General features: G+C 57.3%; 19 protein-coding genes and 1 pseudogene. 17 read left to right on the top strand and 3 right to left on the bottom strand.

All coding sequences use genetic code 11. The features are described from left to right. Positions 1-7 precede the first annotated feature (7 nt). Positions 8-895 (bottom strand): UTP--glucose-1-phosphate uridylyltransferase GalU, encoded by an 888-nt coding sequence (gene galU, locus K254_RS0101285; protein WP_035748846.1) that lies wholly within the window; start codon positions 893-895, stop codon positions 8-10. 107 nt (positions 896-1,002) lie between these two features. On the opposite strand from galU, the gene K254_RS25140 reads away from it, so the two are divergent. From K254_RS25140 to K254_RS21130, 17 genes and pseudogenes are all read left to right on the top strand, one after another. Beyond that, a complete protein-coding gene (locus K254_RS25140) occupies positions 1,003-1,488 on the top strand; it encodes a VanZ family protein (protein ID WP_155848418.1) in 486 nt (161 codons plus the stop codon). Further along, positions 1,478-2,068, top strand: a complete 591-nt coding sequence (locus tag K254_RS0101280; protein WP_026553861.1) for an arsenate reductase/protein-tyrosine-phosphatase family protein — start codon at positions 1,478-1,480, stop codon at positions 2,066-2,068. Before K254_RS25140 ends, K254_RS0101280 begins: the two co-directional genes overlap by 11 nt. A 123-nt stretch (positions 2,069-2,191) precedes the next feature. Continuing rightward, positions 2,192-3,694, top strand: coding sequence for a polysaccharide biosynthesis tyrosine autokinase (locus tag K254_RS0101275; protein ID WP_026553860.1), 1,503 nt, complete (start codon positions 2,192-2,194; stop codon positions 3,692-3,694). A gap of 70 nt (positions 3,695-3,764) precedes the next feature. After that, positions 3,765-5,207 (top strand): sugar transferase, encoded by a 1,443-nt coding sequence (locus tag K254_RS0101270; RefSeq protein WP_026553859.1) that lies wholly within the window; start codon positions 3,765-3,767, stop codon positions 5,205-5,207. Positions 5,208-5,248: 41 nt separating this feature from the next. Then, entirely contained in the window at positions 5,249-6,562 is a 1,314-nt protein-coding gene (locus K254_RS0101265) for a UDP-glucose dehydrogenase family protein (RefSeq protein ID WP_026553858.1), read from the top strand. Between the two features lie 2 nt (positions 6,563-6,564). After that, positions 6,565-8,475, top strand: a complete 1,911-nt coding sequence (locus tag K254_RS25135; protein ID WP_081710044.1) for a DUF4012 domain-containing protein — start codon at positions 6,565-6,567, stop codon at positions 8,473-8,475. A gap of 408 nt (positions 8,476-8,883) precedes the next feature. Next, positions 8,884-9,243, top strand: coding sequence for a hypothetical protein (locus tag K254_RS24645; protein WP_155848417.1), 360 nt, complete (start codon positions 8,884-8,886; stop codon positions 9,241-9,243). A gap of 799 nt (positions 9,244-10,042) precedes the next feature. Continuing rightward, positions 10,043-11,053 (top strand): glycosyltransferase family 4 protein, encoded by a 1,011-nt coding sequence (locus K254_RS25130; RefSeq protein ID WP_196810850.1) that lies wholly within the window; start codon positions 10,043-10,045, stop codon positions 11,051-11,053. A gap of 31 nt (positions 11,054-11,084) precedes the next feature. Next, positions 11,085-12,221, top strand: coding sequence for a glycosyltransferase (locus tag K254_RS25125; protein WP_081709809.1), 1,137 nt, complete (start codon positions 11,085-11,087; stop codon positions 12,219-12,221). After that, the gene (locus tag K254_RS25120; RefSeq protein ID WP_081709808.1) at positions 12,218-13,375 is read left to right on the top strand and encodes a glycosyltransferase; all 1,158 of its coding nucleotides are present in this window, start codon (positions 12,218-12,220) and stop codon (positions 13,373-13,375) included. The genes K254_RS25125 and K254_RS25120 overlap by 4 nt, the downstream gene beginning before the upstream one ends. 85 nt (positions 13,376-13,460) lie before the next feature. Continuing rightward, positions 13,461-14,756 (top strand): lipopolysaccharide biosynthesis protein, encoded by a 1,296-nt coding sequence (locus K254_RS25115; RefSeq protein WP_081709807.1) that lies wholly within the window; start codon positions 13,461-13,463, stop codon positions 14,754-14,756. Between the two features lie 216 nt (positions 14,757-14,972). Then, positions 14,973-16,046: an ISL3 family transposase gene (locus tag K254_RS21135; protein WP_155848416.1), complete on the top strand. Its 1,074-nt coding sequence runs from the start codon at positions 14,973-14,975 to the stop codon at positions 16,044-16,046. A gap of 27 nt (positions 16,047-16,073) precedes the next feature. Next, positions 16,074-17,318: an IS21 family transposase gene (gene istA / locus K254_RS0101240; RefSeq protein WP_026553854.1), complete on the top strand. Its 1,245-nt coding sequence runs from the start codon at positions 16,074-16,076 to the stop codon at positions 17,316-17,318. Next, positions 17,315-18,085 carry an IS21-like element helper ATPase IstB gene (istB, locus tag K254_RS0101235; protein WP_026553853.1) on the top strand — a complete coding sequence of 257 codons (771 nt, stop codon included), beginning with the start codon at positions 17,315-17,317 and terminating at the stop codon, positions 18,083-18,085. Before istA ends, istB begins: the two co-directional genes overlap by 4 nt. A 65-nt stretch (positions 18,086-18,150) precedes the next feature. Further along, positions 18,151-18,336, top strand: a pseudogene (locus K254_RS25110) (transposase); the annotation flags it as partial. A 108-nt stretch (positions 18,337-18,444) separates the two neighbouring features. Continuing rightward, a complete protein-coding gene (locus tag K254_RS0101225) occupies positions 18,445-19,500 on the top strand; it encodes a tyrosine-type recombinase/integrase (protein ID WP_196810848.1) in 1,056 nt (351 codons plus the stop codon). Next, complete coding sequence (locus K254_RS21130; RefSeq protein ID WP_081709805.1) at positions 19,497-21,452, top strand: tyrosine-type recombinase/integrase; 1,956 nt, start codon at positions 19,497-19,499, stop codon at positions 21,450-21,452. Before K254_RS0101225 ends, K254_RS21130 begins: the two co-directional genes overlap by 4 nt. 323 nt (positions 21,453-21,775) lie before the next feature. Here K254_RS21130 and K254_RS25570 read toward each other — a convergent pair whose 3' ends face one another. Then, positions 21,776-23,068, bottom strand: a complete 1,293-nt coding sequence (locus K254_RS25570) for a hypothetical protein (RefSeq protein WP_155848415.1) — start codon at positions 23,066-23,068, stop codon at positions 21,776-21,778. Then, positions 23,068-24,096, bottom strand: a complete 1,029-nt coding sequence (locus K254_RS25105) for a CgeB family protein (protein WP_196810847.1) — start codon at positions 24,094-24,096, stop codon at positions 23,068-23,070. The genes K254_RS25570 and K254_RS25105 overlap by 1 nt, the downstream gene beginning before the upstream one ends. Positions 24,097-24,399: the final 303 nt, after the last annotated feature.

Below are 24,399 nucleotides of genomic sequence, written 5' to 3'. Positions count from 1 at the left end.
GCTACTGCTAGACCCGGTTCGCCGGCGTCCGGACACTGTCCAGCCACTCGTTAAGTGCCGGACCCAAATCCTCGCGCTCGGAGGCGATGGTGAAAACGGCCTTCAGGTAGCTGAGCTTGTCCCCGGTATCAAACCGGCGGCCGCGGAAGATCACACCGAACACACCGGAGCCTTCGCCCTCGGCCGTGGCCAGCGTCTGCAGTGCGTCCGTGAGCTGGATTTCGCCGCCGCGTCCTGCGGGGGTTTCCGCCAGCACGTCAAAGACCCGGGGGTGAAGCACGTAGCGGCCAATGACGGCCAGGTTGGACGGCGCCTCATCCACGGCGGGCTTCTCCACCAACCCGTGGATGCGCACAAAGCCGCCATCCGCCTGGGGAACTACATCTGCGCAGCCGTAGGAGCTGATCTGGGACGGTTCCACCTCCATCAGCGCCACAACCGAACCGCCGGTCTCAGCCTGGACGCGGGCCATCTCCTGCAGTACTTCATCCTGCTCATCAATCAAGTCGTCACCCAGCAGCACGGCGAACGGCTCATTGCCTACGTGGCTCTGGGCCCGGAGCACGGCGTGCCCCAGACCCTTGGGGTCGCCTTGGCGCACATAGTGGATGTCCGCCAGCGAGGAGGCCTCCCGGACAGCGGCCAGCCGCGTGTGGTCACCCTTGGCCTCAAGGGCCTGCTCAATGAAGGGCACGCGGTCAAAATGATCTTCCAAGGCACGCTTGTTGCGGCCGGTGATCATTAGTACGTCCGAGATGCCCGCGCGGACGGCCTCTTCCACCACATATTGGATGGCCGGCTTGTCCACTACAGGCAGCATCTCCTTGGGCATGGCCTTGGTGGCCGGTAGGAATCGCGTGCCCAACCCTGCTACTGGAATGACTGCCTTGCGCATAGGTTCCCCCTGGTGAAAAACGTTGATAGTTCTCCGATGGTAATGCGTTGCCGGACGCCCCTGAATTTTTGGACGGTAATAATTGCGTCAACCACTAGGCTCTAAAGGTGCCCAAGGAACCCACCAGCCGCAGTCGAGCATTTATCTACCAACCGGCTGTCTGGCTGCTCGGCGGCTACGCTATTGCGCTTGATCTCATCGCCTTTTGGCCTTCTCCGGTGGACCAGCCGGCCTCCGGCACGCTCTCAGAAGTCCTTGCGTCCCTTCATCATGCAGGGCTCCCTAGGTGGATCAACTACAGCTTCATCGAAGGGATGGCCAATGTTCTTTTGTTCATTCCTCTGGGTTTGCTTGTAGCTTGGTTGCTACCACGCAGCCGCTGGTGGAAGGCGGCCTTTGTCGGTCTTGTAACGTCAAATGTCATCGAAATGTGCCAACTGCTTTTTCTTGGTGGCAGGGTGGCGTCGGTTCGAGACATCATGGTCAACACTGTTGGGGCGTTGCTTGGTGCTGGCGCCGTAGCTCTATATCGTTACCGGGCTGAGCTGAACAATCGGATCCGAACTGCCCTAGGCTCGATTCATGACCGCTAATGCACCGTTCCGGATCCTGATCGTCTGTACAGGAAACATCTGCCGTTCCCCCATGGCGGAGCGGCTCTTGGGAGCTGGTATGGAAAATCTGGCGCCCGGTCAATTCTCTGTCACTAGTGCAGGCACTCAAGCCATGGTGGATTGGAATATGGCTCCCCAGGTTCAGGGACTGCTCCGTGTGTTTGGCGCTGATCCCGAGCACTTTTCGGCGAGGCTTATGACTCCGCAGATCCTCAAGGGCCAGGATCTGGTGCTGACCATGACTCGTGAGCACCGCAGCAGAGTTGTGGAAATGGCACCTTCATTACTCCTTAAGACTTTTACCCTTCGCGAGTTCGCCAGGCTGCTACCGAGTGTCCAGGTGGATGCTTCATCGCCTGCAGAGCGGTGGAAGGCCGCCCTTCGGCCTGCGGCCCGCCTGCGTTCGCAAACTCTCGGAGACCCAACTGACGACGACGTGATTGATCCGTACAAGCGCGGCGATGCGACTTACCAAGAGATGTCCCACCAGCTGACACCGGCAGTCCGGTCACTTCTATCTTGGGAAGCCAAATCACACGCTGCCCGCAACGGCATGTGACTTCACCGAAACAAGCCGGTGCGTTTGCGGCGGCTACAATTGTGAGAAATGGCGTGTCGGGCTCGGATCTGGGGACCTCCCTGAACCACCGTCGCAATAGCACTAACACGGGGGAACCTGCTCTTGGAAGTACGCGAATACCTACGCATTCTGCGTCGTAATTGGATCATTATCGTGGCGCTGTGCATGGTTGGCCTTCTGGGAGCGGGTGCGGCTTCCGTGCTCAGCAAACCCGTTTACACGGCCGAAACCAAGCTTTTCGTAGCCACCCAAACGTCCGGTACCGCCCAGGATCTAAATCTGGGCAACACCTTTATTCAGGCCAGGGTTGCATCGTACGTACAGACTGCAACTACGCCAACCGTGCTGCAACCAGTGATCGACACGCTCGGCCTCAACCTCACCGCGGACCAGCTTGCCACAAAGGTGAAGGCGTCTTCTGATCTAAAAACCGTCCTGCTTTCCATTGCCGTTGAAGACGGTTCGCCGGTCCAGGCTGCAGCCATTGCCCAAGCGGTCGCCAACAGCCTAATTGTTGCGGTCGATGTATTGGAGAAGCCTAGGGATGGAGGTATCTCGCCCGTTCGCGTCTCTGTGGTGACGCCGGCTGCTGCCCCATCGACGCCCTCTGCACCCAACGTCAAAACTAACCTTGCGCTGGGACTTCTCATCGGGTTGGCCGCAGGAGTTGGTGTTGCGCTCTTGCGCACGACTTTGGATAATCGGGTCCGCAGTGAAAGCGATGTTCATCGACTGACTGACGCCCCCGTTTTAGGCGGCATCGCATTTGACGCGGATGCCACCAAGAGCCCCCTCATCACCCAGGTTTCGGTGCAGAGCCCACGCGCGGAATCGTTTCGGCAGCTGCGTACTAACTTGCAGTTCGCCCATGTCAGCCATACCAGCAAGACCCTGCTCTTCACTTCTTCCCTTCCTGGCGAGGGCAAGAGCACCACCGCCACCAACCTGGCCATCTCCATGGCCCAAGCAGGCCAATCCGTTGCACTTGTCGACGCAGATCTGCGCCGCCCCATGGTGTCTGAATACCTCGGCCTTGAAGGCAATGCCGGGCTTACAACGGCGCTCGTCGGCGATGCAGATGTTTCTGACCTGCTACAGCCGTGGGGCGAACACGGGCTTCACGTACTGACGTCCGGAATGATCCCGCCGAATCCCAGCGAACTTCTGGGGTCCGAGGCCATGAAGAACCTGATCGCCCGCCTCGAAAAAATGTTTGATGCCGTGGTCATCGATGCCCCGCCCCTACTTCCAGTCACAGATGCTGCCGTCTTGGCGCAGCATGTGGGTGGCGTGGTTATGGTTGTAGGCTGCCACAAGGCCCGTCAGCCTGAGGTCACCAAGTCCTTGGGGACACTTGAGTTGGTAGATGCGGATGTTCTCGGCATCGTACTGAACCGCGTCCCCGTGAAGGGCCCTGACGCATATGCGTACAGCTATTACAGCTACGACAGCAATCCCACGCCCAACGGCCGCACCACTAAGTCGCCGCGGCGCTCAAGCGAGAGTGTTTTCAAGGCGTCCAAGGGGACCCCGGACGAATTTGAACAGGTACTGCGGGGCCAACGAACGCAGAGACCTCAGCATTTCTCTGTCAAAAGGCCGTAGTCCGCTCGGAACAATGGCACTGTACCGATTCATCTAAATTGCTGATGGCAACTACTCGCAGGGGGACCAATTGAATTCCGGGGGGAATTGGCGGACGAGATACGTTCGCCGAATAGGCGTTGTCGACGCCGTAGTCGTTGTATGGGCCGTAGTGGGCGCGCATCTGATCCGTTTCGGCGGTGAAAGCGGCGGAGGTGTCACCGCAGGTTCCTTCACCGCGTCATATATGTTCCTAACCCTTCTGCTTCCTTGCCTTTGGTGGTTCATGCTGGCCGCCTGGGGCAGCAGAGAGTCGCGAGTCCTCGGCTCAGGGGCTGATGAATATAAGCGTGTTTTTGCTTCCAGTCTGTGGCTTTTTGGCCTGCTTGCCATTATTTCCTATGCGGCCCAACTTGACTTGGCCCGGGGATATGTAGGCATTGCTTTCCCCATTGGTGTGGTCGGGCTTTTGGCTGGCCGATGGATCCTGCGTCAGCATCTGGGGCTCGATCGCACTAGAGGTGGCAGTTCTTCGCGCCTGCTCGTTGTCGGCGGGCCGGGAGCTGTTGCACACTTGATTGATGCCCTCCGACGATATCCGCAAGCGGGCTACAACCCTGTGGCAGCCTATTTGCCTGGCAACGCCGAGGCTTCCAACAGCGCCGCTGAGCTAGGCGTTCCCGTAGCTGGCCATGAGCCCACGGTGGCAGGCATCATGAGTGCCGTTCGCAACTCCGCGGCAGACACCGTTGCCATTTCTGCTGGAGTCCAGCTACATCCTATGACCATGCGTCATCTTGGCTGGGAGCTAGCAGCTACCAACATACAACTCATCGTTGCACCGGCCTTGACGGACATTGCCGGACCCAGAATCCACACCCAACCTGTTGCAGGGCTCCCTCTCATTCATGTGACCACTCCTAAGCTAGAGGGCGGCAAGAGGGTTGCAAAACGGCTTTTCGATATCTCCACATCAAGCTTAATGTTGGCTCTCTTGTCCCCGGCTATGCTGCTAATTGCCATCTGGATAAAAATGGATAGCAACGGTCCCGTTTTCTTCCGCCAAGAGCGCATAGGAATTCTGGGCGAGCCTTTCATCATGTATAAATTCCGTTCAATGTCCACGGACGCCGAGGAACGCCTGGCCGAGCTCACCGCCCAAAACGAGGGCAACGGAATACTTTTCAAGCTCAAGGTGGACCCGCGGGTGACCCGAGCTGGGGCTTTTCTCCGCAAATTCAGCCTGGATGAGCTTCCTCAACTCCTCAACGTCCTATCAGGCTCCATGAGCTTGGTGGGACCACGGCCTCCTTTGGCTTCCGAGGTAGACGCATATGAGGAGCATGTCCGCCGCAGGCTCTTGGTAAAGCCTGGACTCACAGGCTTGTGGCAAGTGAGCGGTCGGTCCAATTTGTCGTGGCAGGATTCTGTGCGCCTTGACCTCTATTACGTGGAGAACTGGTCAATGGCAGGTGACTTTGTGATTCTCTTCCGCACGGCGCGAGCTGTACTCAAGCGCGATGGCGCTTACTGAAACTCCTTCGACATCAGACTCATCAAGTAAAGGCTTCTACTATGCAGATCTCAGTTATTGGTTGCGGATACCTCGGAGCCGTTCATGCGGCATGCATGGCCAAATTGGGCCATGATGTGGTGGGAATCGACGTTGACGAACGCAAGATCGCGGAGCTATCCGCTGCTAAAGCCCCGTTTTTCGAACCTGGCCTTGAGGACCTGCTCCAAGACGTCCAGTCCACCGGCCGATTGACCTTCACCACTGACATGTCAGCAGCATCTGGCAGCGACATCCACTTTATCTGCGTCGGTACGCCTCAGAAGAAGGGTGAGAATGGTGCAGACATGAAATATGTTGACGCTGCAGTCACAGGCCTTCTCCCCTACTTGAAGTCAGGCGACGTAGTGGTTGGCAAGTCGACCGTTCCCGTTGGGACGGCTGCCAGGCTTGCCGAGCTGGTTCAGGGTCATCAACCCGATGCGCACTTGGCATGGAATCCCGAGTTCCTGCGCGAGGGACATGCCGTCAATGACACGCTGAGCCCAGACCGCTTTGTCTATGGTGTTCCTGGCGCGTCCGAGGATCATCCTGCGGTGATGGCACTCGATGAGGTTTATTCAACTCCCCTTGGTGCGGGTACTGCCCGTCTAGTGGCGGACTACGCCACGGCTGAATTGGTCAAGGCCGCTGCAAACTCATTTCTTGCCACCAAGATTTCATTTATCAATGCGATGGCGGAAGTCTGCGAGGCGGCGGGTGCTGACGTAACGGTGCTTGCCGATGCCATCGGCATGGATGACCGTATCGGCAGGAAGTTCCTCAATGCCGGCATTGGCTTTGGCGGCGGCTGCCTGCCCAAGGATATCCGTGCCTTCATGGCTCGCGCGGGCGAGCTTGGGGCAGACCAGGCGCTGACGTTTCTCCGTGAGGTTGATGCGATCAACATGCGCCGGAGGACCCGTGTTGTCGAATTGACCCGCGAGCTCTGCGAGGGCAGTCTTATGGGCAAGCGCATTGCCGTCTTGGGCGCTGCCTTCAAACCGGAAAGCGATGACGTTCGCGACTCCCCCGCGCTAAGTGTCGCCGCCCAGCTCCAGCTGCAAGGTGCAGTGGTAACCGTCACGGACCCGGAAGCCTTGGCTAATGCTGTCAAGCGATTCCCGGAGCTCAACTATGACGATTCAGTTGACTCCTGCGTAAGTAAGGCCGACGCTGTGCTGCTCTTGACGGAATGGAAGGAATATCGCGAGCTCGATCCTTTCGTTCTCGGTGGCCAAGTCTCTGTTCCTCGAATCCTGGACGGACGCAACGTCCTGGATCCAGCGAAATGGCGCGCGGCAGGGTGGACCTACCGCGGGCTCGGGCGCCCCTAGGTATGACGCTCGTAGATCCTTCCGAGGAGTCCAATCTGCCGGACTCTCCATCAACAACACGCCGCCGCACGGAGCAGATCGCAAGGCGCCGGTCACGCCGTCGATTCCGGCTCTCACTCGGCACTCTCAGCGCCGCCGCCCTTTTGATAATAATTGGTTCCACTGCATGGCTTGGTTTCCGCGCTGGCCAAATCAAGGATCAGCTCGAGGCAACAACACAGCTACTCCCCCAACTCCAAACAGAACTGATATCCAACAATCACGATGGTTCGTTGGCCACGCTTGATTCGCTCAGGGAACATACAGCAAGTGCCCGTTCAGCCGGTACGGATCCAGTGTGGAAGGCAGCTAGTTCTCTCCCGTGGATTGGGCCAAATCTATCTGCCGTATCTGAGGTTGCCATCACAGCGGACGATATCGTCAATCTTGCCGCCGCACCCATGGTTGGAGCTCTTGACTCACTCGATTGGAAAGCTCTTACCCCTGCGAACGGCGCCATTAGCCTTGAACCGCTGAAGAAGGCGACACCCAGCGTTATAGCCGCGGCAAATACAGTCCAGCTGTCCTATGATCGCCTTGCCGACATCGATTCGGGGGTCTTGCTGCCCCAGATTGCTGCGCCACTTGACAGCGCCCGTGTGGAACTAGATAGTGTGCGTCAGATTCTCAACACGGCTTCCACTGCCGCACAGCTGGTCCCCACCATGATGGGTTCCGACGGCACGCGAAATTACTTGCTCCTAGTTCAAAACAATGCTGAAATCCGGGCTACTGGCGGCATTCCAGGCGCGCTGGCAGTCATCCAGGCTGACAACGGAAAGATCAAACTCTTAGGCCAAGGATCCGCCACTGCACTTGGGCAATTCAAACCACCACTTCCGGTGGACGAAGCACAGGAAGCCATTTATACCAATCGGTTGGGTATGTATATGCAGGACGTGAACCTGACACCGGACTACCCTACTGCTGCCAGGACAGCTCAAGCTATGTGGGAGCAGCGGAACCCAGGCCACACTATTGATGGAGTCATTTCGCTGGATCCAGTGGCACTCGCGCTGCTCCTCCAAGCGACTGGACCCGTGGATGTTTCGACATCCCTCACTCAAAGCCTTGCCAAGGCGGGGCTCCCAACCAGACTCACTTCTGACAACACCGTCCAGACGTTGCTTTCAGATGTCTACTCGAAGATCAAGGAACCGGTAGCGCAGGATGCCTATTTCGCCGAAGTAGCCCAGCAGGTATTTGCTGCCGTTTCATCGGGCCAGGGGTCAGGTGAGGACCTTATGACAAAACTCGCCGACGGCGTTGAGGAGAACAGAATACTTGTCTGGTCGGCACACCCACCGGAACAGCAGATCCTGCAATCGCAGCCGATTGGCGGAGCAATTTCTGGGCCCAGCGTCGCGCCGGCCAGCTTTGCCGTCTACTTTAACGATGGCACTGGAGCAAAAATGGACTATTACGTCAAGAGGACGGTCCAGCTCGTTAGACGTTGTGATGATGGCGGCTACGCACAGTACACCAGCAGAATTACTTTGACCAACACAGCACCCGAAGACGCCGCTACGTCACTCCCCGAGTATGTAACAGGCGGTGGCGCTTTCGGCGTGGAACCCGGCCACGTTGCAACGAACATTGTCGCCTATGGACCCACTCTGGCTCGAGTCCATCAAGCCCGACTCGACGGCGCTACTATCGGCGTGGGCTCCTATAAACACGCAGATCGCCCTGTGGGCGTGGTGAGAGTGGATCTGGCTCCCGGACAGAGCACCACTGTGGAAGTAGATTTCTCTAAAGTAGTTCAATCGAGTGAGCCGCAACTGGCGGTTACACCGACCGTGCAGAGCCTGGCGAATGTTGTTTTGCCGCCGGAAACCACGTCCGCATGTTCGACCGACAATCGCAAAAAGTGACCTACATCACCGTCTTGCCATGTCATGCTAAGTGAACATTGTGTAACATCCTTCAACGATATTCGTCGCTATGAAATTCGACTGATAGCCTACTAATGGATCGCAGTCTCGCTGGGGGCACTAGCGACCGCACAGACCACGTCAGAAAACTGGGGAACTGCTATGAAGAAATCACTCGCCGCCATAACCCTTGCCGGTATCCTAACTTTGTCCGCTGGCGCCACAGCCGCCCAGGCTGCCCCGTACCCGGCCCCGCCCTCCTCGACGGTTTCGTCGGGAACAGTCGCACCTGGCAACGGAGTCGTGTTTTCCGGGTCCGGATTCACGCCGGGTGAGACTATCAACATTGACGTCCAGTTTGGTGGCCCCGTGGCTGCCGGAGCGATCGGTGGACATGGAGGCGCATCAATGTCTGTCCCGATGATCATTAAGCCTTCTGTCGTTGTCGCCACCGCCGTCGCAGATTCCGGTGGAAATTTTTCCACAACGGTGATGCTCACTGAGCACGGCACTTACACCATCACCGCCACGGGTGCTACATCGGGAGTCACCGCAACCCAGGTTGTTCGTGTTGTAGCTGCGTCCACAGATGGCAACGCTGCGGGATCCGGAACCACTGGAAATGGCTCCAACAACAACGACCTTGCCTCCACTGGCATTGACCCCAGCGTGCTTGTTTGGTCATTGATTGGTGTTGGCGCACTAGCAGCAGGTGCCGGCACGGTAGTGATCTCCCGCCGCCGCAGCCGCCAGAACGCTGAAGCCTAGCCACACACTTCAAAGATGAGGGTTTGGATTCTCTCGAATCCAAGCCCTCATTTGGTTGAACCGGCCTAAGCTGAAGAGGCCAATGAGATAGAACTCAGCAAATTAATTAAGATGAAGCCGGGACATCAAAGCACACTGGCTAGAGAAATCTACAAATTGAATTGCAGTAGATATAAGTACTTTCGAGGCCGCGACGACAATCCATTTCTTGGGCAAGGGTATGAATCACGGGATCGGCCGGAGGAAACTCAAGACGTGAATTCAGAAACATGATATTTATGTTAGATATCTCAAATTCCCGCGTTGCGCGACCGTCAAAAATAATTTCGACGATGGAATATCAAAATTCAGAGACATACCTGCGACCATGGAATATGCAACGTTGAGAATCCCATGACTTTAATGAGTCATGATTCCAAGGAAATATTGTTTTAGGAACGATAATAATCACCTCAACAGTTTTTCTTGGTCTATGTTCTTAGCTCTCGGACTTCTGGCGAAATTGGCCGGTTCTCCACTCGTGTTGGAAATCGCTTAGGTCCGCCAAACGAATTGCCGCGCGCAAGGCCAGAGAGGCTTGATCATGCGATCGAGCGCAACCGGCCGCCAGTCATGACTCATCGAACCAGGCAAGATACAACTAGACCTTTGGCGTCAGCCAGCCACATGTGGCAGCGGGGCACCGGATCCACGCGCCACAACTTACCAGAGAAATAGTTTCACGATCGCGAAAGAGGATTAGATGCCGGATCAACGAATCCATATAGGCTCCCGCGAACCAATAACTCGAGCGGGAGGCATGCATTCCTATATTCGAGGTCTTGCAGGCGGACAGACTTCACTGGGCCTTGATCCAATGATTATTGACAATGTCCAGCCGGATGGACAATTCAACTTATGGTCTGATAGTCGCGAACCAGGAACGATTGAACTGTCAACACTTGACGTCCTTGAATACCATTTGGCGTACTCTGCGCGTCCGATTCTGGCCAAGGATAGAATGCTCGGCCGACATCCGCGAAGAGTAATGCATTTCCACGGACCTTGGTATTCAGAGGGCCGAGCTCAGGGGAATTCAGCTTTGAGATCGGCAGCAAAATGGCTATACGAGGCAGATACGTATCGGCGCTTCGATTCATTCATTACTGCCTCAGATGCTTTCGCCAAAGCACTGTCCCGGGGTTTTGGTGTTTCCCCAAATCGAATCACCACGGTCTATCCCGGCGTCGACCTAGAACGGTTCAATCCTTCCATGCAGCAGGCAGATGCACGCAAAGCACTCGGCATCGACCCGGATCGCCTAACTTTTTCTTGCGTACGTAGGCTGGAACCCAGGATGGGAATTCACCTAGCAATTGAAGCAATGGAGAACTTCCCCCAGGCCCAGTTGGTTATCGCCGGCATCGGCAGCCTCAAATCGGAACTTGAATCAAAGATTTCGATGCTAGGCCTATCAGACAGAGTCTTCATGCTCGGTCGTGTCCCAGATGAGGCTCTTGTTACCGTATACCGAGCAGCGGACGTAGTGCTAGTCCCTACGACCTCGCTGGAAGGATTCGGAATGATCGTGCTCGAGGCCATGGCCTCAGGTATTCCGGTAGTCTCCTCACGAGTTGGTGGCCTACCCGAAGCGATGGGACCTTTCGCCAATGACTGGTGCTTTGAACCGGGGTCAGTAGACTCACTTTCCGATGCAATCCGGCGGGCACTCAAAGAGTCCGAAGCCACGTCTATCACCCGTGCCTACGCTGAAACGAGAAGCTTCTCCGAGATGGCCAAAGCAGTAGAGGCCGCAATTGCCCAGTCATAACCAGTCCTCACCCCATTTGACGAGCCGACAAATGGATCCGCGCGCCGAAAGTCTTTCACTAGAAACAGATCAGTATACTGCGACTGCCGATTGGACAGTCTCACATGATTTCGCCTTCTACAACGGAGGAGCCGAGGCCGTCACCGAGCGGATATGCAAAGACGTACTCCCGGAAAGCCAAATGATTTATCTGGCTGGCGATGACGAACTTGCCGAATCGATGGCGCCAGGGCGTTCACAGCGAGGCTTGAGCCACAACATAAATCGGAGGAACTATCGGCTGCTTTCGCCGCTGATGCCTTCAATGGTCAGGCAGATTACTCCCGTTGCCGGCCACCTTTTGGCGTCAAGTTATGCGTTCGCAAATGCAGTCCCGCATGAAGGAAGAAAGGTAATTTATTGCCACAGCCCTTTAAGGCAGGCTTGGAGCGGTTACGAGAACTACGGTCGCACGGGCCCTCTGTTGGAAAGACTAGGAACGCGTCTCCTTCAACAGTCCTTTCAAAGACACGACCGCGAAGCTGTGGCGACGGCAGATGAATTGATCGCAACTAGCCGGGCCGTTCTTAAGCGGATCAATACGTACTATAAAAAGGATGCCCACCTCATCCCGCCACCGATTGATGATGAACTATTCAACATAGATTCTTCTACGACTCGCACTGGTCAATTTATCTGGGCTGGTCGAATCACAGAGCCTTACAAACAACTCGGACTCCTTATCGAGTCCTTCGCGCATCTCCGTCAGTACGAATTAATTGTCGTTGGTGACGGCCGCGATCGACTGCGTTTGGAAAAGCTCAGTACTCCAAATGTGAAATTTGTCGGATGGAAAACCCGATCAGAGCTTGCGGAATACTATAGATCCAGTCTCGCAGTGCTCTTTCCCAGTGAAGATGACTTTGGGCTTGTTCCTGTCGAAGCGATGGCCTGTGGGACGCCCGTAATAGCCTATGCAGCTGGTGGAGCGCTCGACACAGTTAAACCTGGAACCACAGGCGTGTTCTTCGAAGAACAAACTGTGCCTAGCTTCCTAGCAGCAATGGAAATATTCATGAAGAATAATTGGAATAGTAGTCAGATTTCGAATTACGCAGTAGGCGACTATGGGCGCCATTCATTTCAAGATCGAATGCGTACCCTTTTGAAGGAAGTAGCCGTCCAATGAGAGCTGTATTCTTTGACCATTGCGCCCGAATGTCAGGTGCTGAGATAGCCCTTCTGAACACGGTGCCGTCATTGACTGGTACATCAAGTCTAGTTCTGTTGGGCGAGAACGGCCCGCTGGTAGGAGAATTGGAGTCTTCTGGCATCGAAGTTTCGGTTGTCGAAATGCCGAGCGAGACTCGAGAGTTTGACCGCAAGAAGGTCAAACTCTCACTCAACGCCCTGGCCCAGGTATTCGGCGTAATTAAATATTCGATGTCGGTTGCACGTCATATTCGCGCCTTCAAACCAGATGTAGTGGTTTCGAACTCCATGAAAGGACATGTTATTGTCTCCATGGCTTCGCTGTGGTTTCATACTCCAATTGTTTTTCACGTTCGAGATCGAATTTCAACTGACTTCATGTCTCGCGGCGGAGTTCTACTTGAGCGGACTCTGATGAAGGTCGTTCCCCGCGGAATTGTTGCCAATTCCCGATCAACACTTGAGACAGTGCCGACTTCACGGCGCCAAAAGATCCGCACTGTTGTGGCGAGCCCGGTTTTGAAACCGAGTATTCCCATTTCACAACCCAACGCCGCCTCTCAATCCACCATTGCGCTTGGCATAGTGGGACGACTTACGGAGTGGAAGGGCCAAGAATTGGCCATCCGAGCATTTGCTATGGCATTTCCTGATGGAAGCACCACACTGGAAATAGTCGGCGGACCGCTATTCGGTGAAGAAGAGTATGAGAAATCACTCCACGATCTGGTGCATGAACTTGGTCTTTCGTCGCGCGTCACGTTCACTGGGCATGTTGAGGATGTCTACTCTCGCATGGCTGCCTGGGACATCCTAGTTCACGCAAGCATTATTCCCGAACCCTTTGGCCAAGTGGTCGCGCAAGGAATGGCGACCGGACTTGCCGTTATTGCTTCGGGTGAGGGTGGCCCCTTGGAGACAATCGAGGATGGCGTAACAGGGGTGCTATTCGAGCCGCGCAATATGGAGAGTCTTTCGGAAGCAATGTGCGAGCTCGCCAAGGATGCGTCAAGGCGTAGCGCATTGGGAGAAATGGCCCGAGAGAATGCCACTCAATATTTTCCGGAACATATTGGTTCTCGAATGAAGACTGCATTTGAAATTACAATCGGAACGAGTTCACTTAGTTGAAGGCCTAGCCTTTGACTGCTTTCAACGGCTATGCCGATTGCGCTCCTTACATATGATCATACGTCCTAGAATCTGAAGGTATGCTTTGACTGGTCGAAAATCCGTCGTCTTGAAGATCTTTCGGGACACGATATACGTAGTCCTGGGAAAGTATGGGCAGTTCGTCGTCACTATAGTGACGGTTCCTCTCTGCGCTCGCACTCTTGGCGTACAGGGTACTGGCCTACTTGCCGTAGCTGCTTCTGCATATTTTTTTGGCTCAGCCCTCGTGGATTTCGGACTATCTCAAATGCTGGCGGGACGCGCAGCTCGTGGTGAAGAAACTAAAGAGCTAAGACTCGCATATGTAGCACTGCGGTCTATTGTATTGTCTTTCCTAATCGTGTCCTTGGGAATCGGCATTTTTACAGATGCCCCTGACGTTCTTTTACTAGTGCTCGTTGGCCTTTTTGTTGGCGGATTGTCGTCGACCGGCGAAGAGTGGATCCTCACTGGCCGTGGATTATTTGGTCGTATTGCGGCATATCAGATGATTGGCCGAATCTTCTACCTGGCCGCTCTTCTAATCATTCTTCCGGTGATTCCTTCGCCCATTACTGTCATGTCCTGTCTCGCAGTATCGGTCGTGATTAGCTCAATTCTGAGTTGGACCCAAGTCCGGGGTTTCAGCAGACATAGATTACATTGGGTCACACTGGTCGATCTCCTAAGATTGGGGGCGCCCAGCTTTTTTGCCCGCACTCTGACAACGTCGTACGGACAAGGCGCGGCTCTAATCTATTCATCGGTCGTTTCGCCCCATAATTTGGGTCTGTTCTCTGCTGGCGACAAGTTCGTCCGAGCTACCCAGTCAACTCTTGACGCCTTTGCGGTGGCACTCTTGCCGCGAATTGCGTCCAGCCTCAAGCGGCATAATTCGATGTCAATTTGGAGCAGGGCATTTACTGGTGCGTCAGTGGCATTTGGTCTCGGATCCTTTGCTTGTATTGCTCTTTGGCTCTCGGCACCTTTAATCATAGGCCTCTTTTATGGTGAGGGATTTGCCGAAGCTATTCCGCTCCTTAGGATTGAGGCTCTCGTTCTTCCTGCCGCTGCGTACGTTTCTACAGTGACGACGGCTGTTTTGTATGTGCTGGATGATAGTCGTGGCGTACTCTATACAGCTCTGGCCGGGCTTTCGGGTATTCTCGTCGGCATCTTCATCGTTGTTCTGACAGGTGATTTCAGATCAATGCTCGTTGGTGTACTTGCAAGCGAATGGGGTGCAGCGGTCTTTGTGACATTTCGTATGTTGACGTTGAGAAGTAGAGACCATCGAAGGAAGGCTCCCGATCTTCCAGACGATGTGCAGTCCGGTGGCTTTGCGGGGTCGGTGGTTTAGGGACTATTCGCGGTTGGTGATGAAACCCACAATTAAGAGTCAACCTTCATCGGCTTGTATCTCTTAAGTACCCCCTGTTGAGGTGGGTGGCTGTCGGTTTACGGGGCTCTTCGGGTTTGGTGGGGGTTTGAGTTCGTGATGTAGCTATGCAAAGGGCCCGTGGCCTTGCTGGGATGAGTGTTATCTACGCATTCAACCTGAACAGGACCACGAGCCGTGAACGAGCCTACCGTCATGGCAGTCGACGCTGCCACCACGCTTTTCAATCTGCCCGACTACCGCGTCATCTCAACGAGCTTGACCGCTGATGGTGGCCGCCAGGTCCTTGTTGAAAGCGAGCAGCCACCAGGGTGCCCCAGTTGTGGCGTGGTGGCCACGCGCAGAAAGGAACGCCGCTTCCAACGCATCCGCGACATCCCGGTCGCCGGCGCCATTGAAGTCATCTGGTCCAAGTACCGGTGGTACTGCCAAGAGTTGGCATGTGAACGGCTGTCATTCTTTGAATCCACCAGCCAGGTCCCGTCCCGGGCGCGCTCCACTGGCAGGCTCCGGGATCATTTGGTGGATGCTGTGATCCGCTCCGGCCGGGCGATGTCCGAGACAGCTGCTGGGTTCGCTGTGTCCTGGTGGATGGTCAGGGCTGCGGTGAACGAGGCCTGCCTGCTCACGCTGGCGGACGTTGATTCCTTGAGACCACGGATGCTCGGCATTGATGAGCACCGGTTCCGGTCCGTGCGCTACTTCAAGGACCCAGAAACGAGTGCGTGGAAGCGGATTGAACCGTGGATGACAACCATCGTTGACCTCGATACAGGACAGGGCCTGGGGGTTGTGGACGGCCGTGACCACACCGGGGTCGGTGCCTGGCTGCTCAAACGCCCGCTGCAGTGGCGGCTCGGCGTGCAGGTCGTCGCCATCGACCCGTCGGCTGCGTTCAGAAAGGCGTTGCGGATGTGGCTGCCCAGAACGGCGGTCTCGGTCGACCACTTCCATCTCATCTCCCTGGCGAACCAGGCCATGACCGAGGTCCGCCAGCAGCTCTCCCACCAGGTGCATGGCCGCCGGGGCCGGACGCAAGATCCGGCGTGGGCGCCCCGGATGCTGCTCCTGCGCGCCGGCGACACCCTCTCCGACAATGCCCGGGCCCGGCTGGAGGACGTCTTCGCCACCGACGACCCGACCGGGAAACTCAAGGCAGCGTGGGAGGTGAAGGAACAAGTCCGGGTCGTGTTGCGCACCGGATCCCTGGTGTCGACGCCAACCGAAAATAGGGCCAGAATCGCCAACTGAAAATGGGGCCACCTGACACCATTGAAGGTGATTACTTTGGATGATTGGGCAACTATCCGCCACCGGTACGCGAACGAGAGAATCTCCAAGCGGGAGCTGGCGAAACAGCTCGGGGTCTCGAGGGGAACCGTCGACCGGGCCCTGGCCGCCGAGACGGCCCCGCGGTATGAACGCAAACCTGCCGGGTCCTCGTTCGACGCGTTCGAGAAGGACGTCCGCCGGCTGCTGGCCGGCACGCCGACGATGCCGGCCACGGTGTTGGCCGAACGGGTCGGCTGGGTCGGGTCCGCGTCGCTGTTCCGGGCCAAGATCGCGACGATCAGGCCCGAGTACGCACCGGCGGACCCGGCGGACCGGCTCGTGCACCAGCCTGGCAAAACGGTCCAGTGCGACCTGTGGTTCCCGCACCAGCCGCTGCCCCTGGGCCATGGGCAGGAGGGCAAGCCGCCGGTGCTGGTGATGACGTCCACGTACTCCGGGTTCGTGCAGGCCCGCATGATCCCCACCCGCACCACCGAGGACCTCCTCGGTGGCATGTGGGAACTACTCCAAGACGCCGCCGCGGTCCCGGCCAGGCTGCTGTGGGACAACGAAACCGGCATCGGCCGCGGCAAACTCACGGAGGCGGCCAGCGCATTCGCCGGGGTGCTGGGCACCGAGATCAAGCTGCTGCCGCCCAGGGATCCGGAGTTCAAGGGCATGGTGGAGCGGATGAACGGATTCTTCCGCCGCGGGTTCATGCCCGGGCGCGACTTCCTTGACCCGCACGACTTCAATGACCAGCTCGACGCGTGGCTGCCCAAGGCCAACGCCCGCTATACCCGTTTCCGCCACGGCGCCCCGGCGGACCTGGTGGGCACGGACCGGGCCGCGATGCGCCCGCTGGGCCCGGTCGCCCCGTTGGCGGTGTTCCGCAAGGAGGTGCGCCTGCCGAGGGACTACTACGTGCGCGTGTTCTCCAACGACTATTCGGTGGACCCGTCGGCGATCGGGCGGATCGTGCAGGTCACTGCGGACTTGGACACGATCACGGTCACCGTTGGCACCACGGTGTTGGCCCGGCATGAACGCCGATGGGCCAGGCACCAGATCTTCACCGATCCGGCCCACGTGGCCAAGGCCGCGCTGCTTCGCCGCGACTACCGCGCCAATGCGGCCCGGCGGCCGCCGGGGCAGGCGGTCGTTCAGGAACGCGACCTCTCGGTCTATGACGAGGCCTTCGGGCTCTCCAGTGCCGGCCGTGCCCGCGAGCTGGCCGGGGCGGCCGGATGAAGGCGCAGGCCGCTGGTGCGGGGAAGGACATTGAGTACTACGCCCGCGCCCTGCGGGCCCCACGGATCGGGGACGGCTACCGGCCCCTGGCCGACACCGCCCGGGAGGCGGGCTGGACCCATGAGGAATACCTGGCCGCCGTCCTCTCCCGTGAGGTTGCCGAACGCGAGGCCTCCGGTTCGGCGCTGCGGATCAAGGCCGCCAGGTTCCCGGGCCACAAGATGCTGGAGGACTTCAACTTCGAGCACCAGCCGGCCGCGGACCGGTCCCTGATCGCCCATCTGGGCACCGGGGTGTTCCTGGAGGAGGCGAAGAACGTCGTGCTGCTGGGCCCGCCGGGCACCGGGAAAACCCATCTCGCGGTCGGGATTGCGACCCGGGCCGCCCAGGCCGGGCACCGGGTCCTCTTCGACTCGGCGACCGGCTGGGTGGCCCGCCTGGCCGAGGCCCACGCCCGCGGGCAGTTGGCCGCCGAGCTGGCCAAACTCCGCCGCTACAAGCTCCTCGTCATTGACGAGGTGGGCTACATCCCGTTTGACCAGGACTCCGCGAACCTGTTCTTCCAGCTCGTCGCCTCCCGCTACGAGAGGGCCTCGCTGATCCTGACCAGCAACCTGGCGTTCAGCCGCTGGGCCGACGTGTTCGGCGACGCCACGATCGCCTCGGCGATGATCGACAGGATCGTCCGCCACGCCGAGGTCATCAACCTCACCGGCAACAGCTACCGGCTTCAGGGCCGGATCAAGCCACAGAATCTGGCACACTGAAACAACACACCGTGGCCCAGTTTTCAGTTGGCAACAATGGCCCTATTTTCGGTTGGCGTTGACACCTGGAAGATGCGGAACTGGCCAGGGCACAGCTCGAAACGCTGGTTCAAGCATCCAACCAGCCCGAAACAACCCGGCTTTGGCGGACCATTTGCCGGTGGTGGAAGGAAATCGAAGTCCTCATCACCACCGGCGCCACCACCGGAAAAGTCGAAGCGAACAACACCGCCATCAAACACATCAAACGCAAATCAGTTAACCGGCCCTCGATGACCGGACACGCCACGAATTTCCAGAAGCCCCGAATGCCGTCGTGGCAGTAGGAGACTGGAAACAGTCCTGCCGGAGGAGGACGAATGGGACTGCAGGTTGCCACGTCAGGGAACGGGCACATAATCACGGGTGCCGCCGACGGCGCCGGGGAACTGGTCAACGGATTCCTTGCCCATTTGACCACGAGGAATTTCTCGCCCGCGACGCGCCGGGCGTATGCGTTCGACTTGCTGAACTTCCTGCGTTTTCTCATGGAGCGACGGCTCGGGCTGGCAGATGTCGCCCCGACTGATTTGTTCGATTACCTCGATTGGCAGCAGCAACCGCAAAAGAATTCCGGCGGTACAGTTGTCCGGCTCACTTCGCGCGCAGGCGCAGCACCGGCGACGATGAACCGGCGGATTGCTGCGGTGCGGAGCCTGTACGACTACGCCGTGATAGCCGGTGTTGCGAACGCGAACCCGGTCCCTGCCGCGCGGCGTTCTTCCGGCTTCCGTGCCATGCGGCGCGGACTGCTGGGGCATCTGGGCAAGGGCCGTGAGCGTGGCGGGGGGAAACTAGTGCGTGAGGCAAAGAGGCTTCCCTTTGCCCTGGATCCTGCCCAGGTGACCATTTTCATCGCCGATCTTCTAACCGCCCGTGACCGTTCGATAGCGCTGTTGATGCTACTGGGCGGACTGCGAGCATCAGAGGTACGACTGCTGCCGCTGGCCAACGTTGATTTTGGTCTGCGGCGGGTCAGGGTTACGGGCAAGGGCGGAAAGGAACGTGTCGTGCCGGTCGACCCGTCGTTCTTCACGGAACTGGCGTCCTACCTGCGCACCGAGCGTCCGGCCGGCTGCAGTGCCGTTGAATGCTTTGTGGTGTTGCGCGGACCGACCACCGGCCAGGCCTTGACCGAGGCAGGTCTGCGGCGCATTTTCCGCACCCACCGGCTGCGGGCAGGCACTCCGCTCGTCCGTCCGCACCGGCTGCGCCATACCTATGGAACGGAACTCGCAGCTGCCGGAATCGACCTACTGGTGCTGCGCGACCTCATGGGCCACGCCAGCCCCGAGACGACCGCTGGCTATGTCCATCTGTCGGCAACAACGCTGGCCGAGGAGTACGCGGCTGCCAGATCACGATTGGAGTCATGATGTCTCCTGTCACTAAACCCCTCCTCTATCCGGCGCCCGGTGGGACAGATCTGTGCGAGGACTACTTCCGGTTCGTCACGGAACTTTCCTGCGGTCCGCAGGCAAAGTACCTGCGCCGCCGGCAGGCGGCTGCTTTCCTGAAAAACTGCCCGGATCCGATGGAGTGGATGCGTCGTCCCGTCGACGAACGCCTGCTGCAGATCAATCGCTTCGACGCCTGGACCTTCCTGTCCTGGTGCTTTGCCACCAATCGGCTCCTCCCCGATCTGGAGTTGCTCACGCTCAAAGGCAAGGGCACTCATTTCTCGCTCTGGGCTCGGCTGCATCCGGACGATGACACCGCCGTTCGCCGGGCGGCTGCAGCCTTCGACTGGAGCGCGGAATGGGCACAACGCGTCGTCGGCAACGCGTTTCCGCTGCTTTGCATGACCCGCGGCGTCAATCTGGAATCCATGACGGACGCCGATCTGGATGCAGTGGAGCAGGCTATCGCAACATCGACGCTGCTGGCGCCGCGCACGCGCCGAGTCCTCGGCGGTCAGCACCGCTGCCTGCGAAAGCTCTGCTATCAGCTAGGAGTCACGGACAGTCCGCCCGTTCACCCGAACCACCGGGAGCGGACGCCGGCGCAGCGGGCCGACGGGGTGCCGCAGCCGCTGATCCGCCCCGTCATCGCCCGCTACCTCACGACCATCTCCGCGACACTGCGCCCTGCCACTGTTGTCTCCCGGGCCGAACACCTGACCCTGCTGGCGGCTTGGCTTTCCGGGAAACACCCCGAATGCCGCGAACTGACGGACCTCACCCGCGCGCACCTCGAAGAATTCCTGGCCTGGGATGCAACCCGACTCTCCCAAGGACGGCGGGGACGCGGGGAACGGATCTCTGTCACTCACCATATGCACGCGGTGATCAACCTGCGAAGCTTCTTCGATGACCTCACCGCCTGGGGATGGGCCGGCCGGCCGGCCGAGACCGTTGTCCACCGCGCGGACATTCCGCGGCCGCCAGCACCGTTGCCCAGGGCACTGGCCCCACAAACGGACAGCGCCCTGATGAAAGCCGTCGCAAACCTCCCCGACACAGCTGCCCGCGCAGGGATCACCCTGTTGCGAGGCGGCGGCCTGCGGCTCGGGGAACTACTCGACCTCGAGCTCGACTGCCTCTGGGACCTGCCCGGTCACGGCACTTGGCTCAAGGTCCCGCTAGGCAAACTCAACACCGAGCGCGTGGTCCCTCTCGATGACGCGACCCTGGCCGCTCTGGACCGATGGATGGGCGAACGGGGTTCCCAGCGGGCACTGCCGCATCCGCGCACCGGCCGGCCCGCAGACTTCCTGTTCACCCTGCGCGGCACCCGAATCGGAGCAACCCGGATCCGCCGCGGCCTTGACGACGCGGTGCGGGCTGCCGGGCTCGTCCGCCACGACGGAACACCCGAGCACGTCACCCCGCACCAACTCCGCCACACCTACGCCACCGAACTCGTCAACGCCGGCATGACCCTACAGGCCCTCATGGCGCTGCTGGGCCACGTCACCCCCGAGATGACGACCCGCTACGCCCACCTCGCCGACACCACCGTACGTGCGTCATACGACTCGGCGATGGCCAGGATCCGCGAAACCCGGCAACTTCCCCTCGTGGTCAGCGACCGGCCAATCGTGCCCGAACGCATCGAATGGCTTCACAGCGAAATGCTCAAAACGCGCGTCGCCCACGGGTATTGTTCGCGCCACCTCGCCGCCGAAGCCTGCCCCTACGCCAACATCTGCGAACAATGCGATAACTACACCACCAGCACTGAATTCCTGCCCCAGATCGAGTCGCAAATGCACGACGAAACCGAACTCAGAGATGACGCGCTCGAGCGCGGCTGGGACAGCGAAGTGGCTAGACACGCCCGCGTCATCAGCAGCCTCCAGAAACATCTGAACCGGCTAAAGGCCTGACAGCAACAGGCCCAAGCTTGACCCGGACGCGAAGGCCGGTTAAAAGCACGCGGTTACCGCAACCCGGGCAACTACACATCGATTATCCTCTTGAGAAGTGCCGCCCGGACGACGGCATGACACTCACCCGGGAATCCGAATCCCCACGAACCACCAAGAGCCGGTTTTCACCACTATCAGCGAGGAACCCAAATAATGCAAAGAGCCACAACACCGCGTCAAAGCGTGAAAACTGACCAAAGTAGTTCAAGATTCGCACGCGAAACTTCAATGACCAGCTATCTCGGCGACTAAATCATTCGCAAGAGCCATCAAAGTAATTGTCAGGAAACACCAGACCGCGAGTTCCCACGCGACCTAGACAGTGCGGCGACCAGAAGGATATGAATTAGCCAAACAACCGCGGCAGCCTGAAGTGACTTTCCAAAAATTTCAAGCCCACCAAAAACGCCGCGCTCGTAGAGCGCGGGATACGCGATTAGCAAAATACCAAGCGAACGAGAAAACATTGAACCTGAAAGCAGCAATTTCCTTACTAAGAACAAAAGAAATGCGATAAAAAAAGCGCCCAAGGCTATGCCCAGAAATCCATTTAGCGCATAACCCTCAGCAATAAAACCGTCCGCAAGAGATACATCCGGATTAATCACGCCAGTCGAAACCGGTCTGACCTCAAGCGCCCAAAGGGAACCTGCGGAAACCTTTTCATCAAGCAAGAACTGCCGTGGAACTAGTCCCTTGAGCGCTGTCTGCACACCTTCCCAGGGTGTCATCCAATTTCCGGGACCCAAATATACAGCATCAGTCATTGCAGAAAGAAGATCAAACCGTCTAACAATCGACATAAATGGCGAAATCCAAACTGGATACGCAGCATCTGCGCCAGCAAGATCCTGCTTTACGCCATTGCCAAGCTTAAAACTCTGAAAAACGCTGAATCCGCCAGCAGCAGCGACACCCAGAATCGCAATTGAAATCGCTCTACGTCGACTCCATCCAATGATTCCGAAACGAATCGCTATGGCAATCACGACTGCCAAGATAGGAGTCTTCGATGCCGACATCACCGACCAAATCAATTCGAGAGAAAGAACGCCCAGAATCATAAAAGAACCGCCGGCCTGGCGACGCCCATAAACGATGAGCCCAACAGCGCCAATGGGCGCCATATAAGACAAAGTACTCAAGAGAGAGTTACCCTCGGTCATTGGCAGCATACGTACGAGCCAGCCAAGGACATAGGCAATCACGAATGTTGCTGGAGCTTGGAGATCTACATTCTCAGGAATGAGATCGTCCGACTTCCGTCGCAATATTGCAACAATAATGCCAACCGTTATTGAATAGACAAAAAGACCAAATGCAACTGGGGCGAGTACTCCCGGTAAAGCTTGAGCATAGCCGTAGTATGCAAGCCTAGGGTCCGCCACACTGTCATTGATCGCAGGAGCCGGATTGACCATGAGCAAGATTAGTGGGCGAACAAGATATGAAAATGCCCAGTAGACAACTTGGGCAATGAGTAGTACGCGCATGGCACCACGGGCTCGAGAGGAAATGAAAATCAGCAGGCAAAGTAGTCCTGCAATTACTACAAGCCAGGCCTCCGCAGCCACTACTTAGCATCCAGAAACTCGAGAATCTCTCTGGCTCTGTCAACATATCGATGACCGTCTCTGAGAATCCTGTCATGACCAGCTCGGGCAAGGACTTGGGCACGGTTTGAATCATTTTTGATCTCATGCAGATGGGCAAATAGTTCATCCTCGGTCGAGAAGAGGAGGCACTCCTTGTTTTCCTCAAGGATCTCTTGATGCTCGGCGGTCCGCTGACCGACAAATAGCCCACCCGACGCCGGAACTTCGAATGACCGACAGGTATGCGTATCTCGGTTGTCAGAATTCAAAAGGACTAAGTTTGAGACAATGGACGCCACTGCAATCGAAAAGTCTTCCCCATACTTTCCAGATCCGACCACCGCATTCGTGCGAACCAGCTCGGGCACTCTAGACCATCCGGGGCCCTCAACAATAAGATTCGATCCAAATTGGCTTCCAAGTTCTACGAGAAGATTCTTTCTGTCTTCTCGGTAGTTCCCGACAAATCCGACCTGGAATTGGCGGGAAGTTCTCCGAGCTGATAGGTGATGCCAGGCGGGGTCAAATGCACTCATGACCATTAGTGTGCGCTTCGCTCCCCTCTGCGCCAATTCGTCCATGTTGTGTTTCTTAGTCGTGACTACTAGGTCCCATGCGCTTTCGTACTTTAGGTACTCGTTGGTAGTATTATAAGCGTTAGAAACATCATCTGCACTGTAGTGAACTTTAATTTTGGCGGCGTTTGATAACAACCGTTCCTGATCAAGATGAATAGTCTTGAAGCAGAATAGAATGTCGGGGTTCCAAGCGTTGCTTATTTCATCGATTTGATCATGGATTGCCGCCACTGACCACGGGGATCGTTTTCCAGATTTCACTTTCGAAAAGGTCCAACTCGGACTAAGTCGACGGGGGCGCGACGTTGAGGTAGTGTCTACGAGAATCACGTCGGCGCCTGCCTGACGAAATCCTTCCGCCAAGGAACGGGCGTTGCTCCCTAACCATCCGTCGCCGACAAAAAGTACCCGCGGTGAAATCGAGTTCAAGATTTGATCCTTGTCTGATAGTGAGCTAATCGGCTGTTGAGTTCTTTGATTTGTGACAATGGTTAGACACTTCATGGCTGAGAACCAAGGTGTCTTGTTCAGGGCCGAAACAAAAAGATGATTTCATCGATACGTAAATTGCAAGTTCTTTGGATTTCATTTCATACAATCCGTGAACTATCAAGATCTTTAGGCTGCACTTCAAACCATTTTAGGAATTTCTTCGACGGAAAACTCGTGAGATCAGTGAAGACCGGCAGCGTTCTTCGAGAATGAAGCGCCTATCGCATCGATAAATATTCT

It is taken from the genome of Arthrobacter sp. 35W (genome assembly GCF_000482545.1).
In the GTDB taxonomy this organism is placed as follows: Bacteria; Actinomycetota; Actinomycetes; order Actinomycetales; family Micrococcaceae; genus Specibacter.
This window is presented reverse-complemented; position numbering and strand designations above follow the sequence as displayed.

Coding starts and splice junctions, on each gene's coding strand:
- K254_RS25125 (WP_081709809.1), top strand. CDS start 11,085: ATGGATCCGCGCGCCGAAAGTCTTTCACTAGAAACAGATCAGTATACT.
- istB (WP_026553853.1), top strand. CDS start 17,315: ATGAAGGCGCAGGCCGCTGGTGCGGGGAAGGACATTGAGTACTACGCC.
- K254_RS0101265 (WP_026553858.1), top strand. CDS start 5,249: ATGCAGATCTCAGTTATTGGTTGCGGATACCTCGGAGCCGTTCATGCG.
- K254_RS25120 (WP_081709808.1), top strand. CDS start 12,218: ATGAGAGCTGTATTCTTTGACCATTGCGCCCGAATGTCAGGTGCTGAG.
- K254_RS25135 (WP_081710044.1), top strand. CDS start 6,565: ATGACGCTCGTAGATCCTTCCGAGGAGTCCAATCTGCCGGACTCTCCA.
- K254_RS24645 (WP_155848417.1), top strand. CDS start 8,884: ATGTCTGTCCCGATGATCATTAAGCCTTCTGTCGTTGTCGCCACCGCC.
- K254_RS0101280 (WP_026553861.1), top strand. CDS start 1,478: ATGACCGCTAATGCACCGTTCCGGATCCTGATCGTCTGTACAGGAAAC.
- K254_RS0101225 (WP_196810848.1), top strand. CDS start 18,445: ATGGGACTGCAGGTTGCCACGTCAGGGAACGGGCACATAATCACGGGT.
- galU (WP_035748846.1), bottom strand. CDS start 895: ATGCGCAAGGCAGTCATTCCAGTAGCAGGGTTGGGCACGCGATTCCTA.
- K254_RS21130 (WP_081709805.1), top strand. CDS start 19,497: ATGATGTCTCCTGTCACTAAACCCCTCCTCTATCCGGCGCCCGGTGGG.
- K254_RS25130 (WP_196810850.1), top strand. CDS start 10,043: ATGCATTCCTATATTCGAGGTCTTGCAGGCGGACAGACTTCACTGGGC.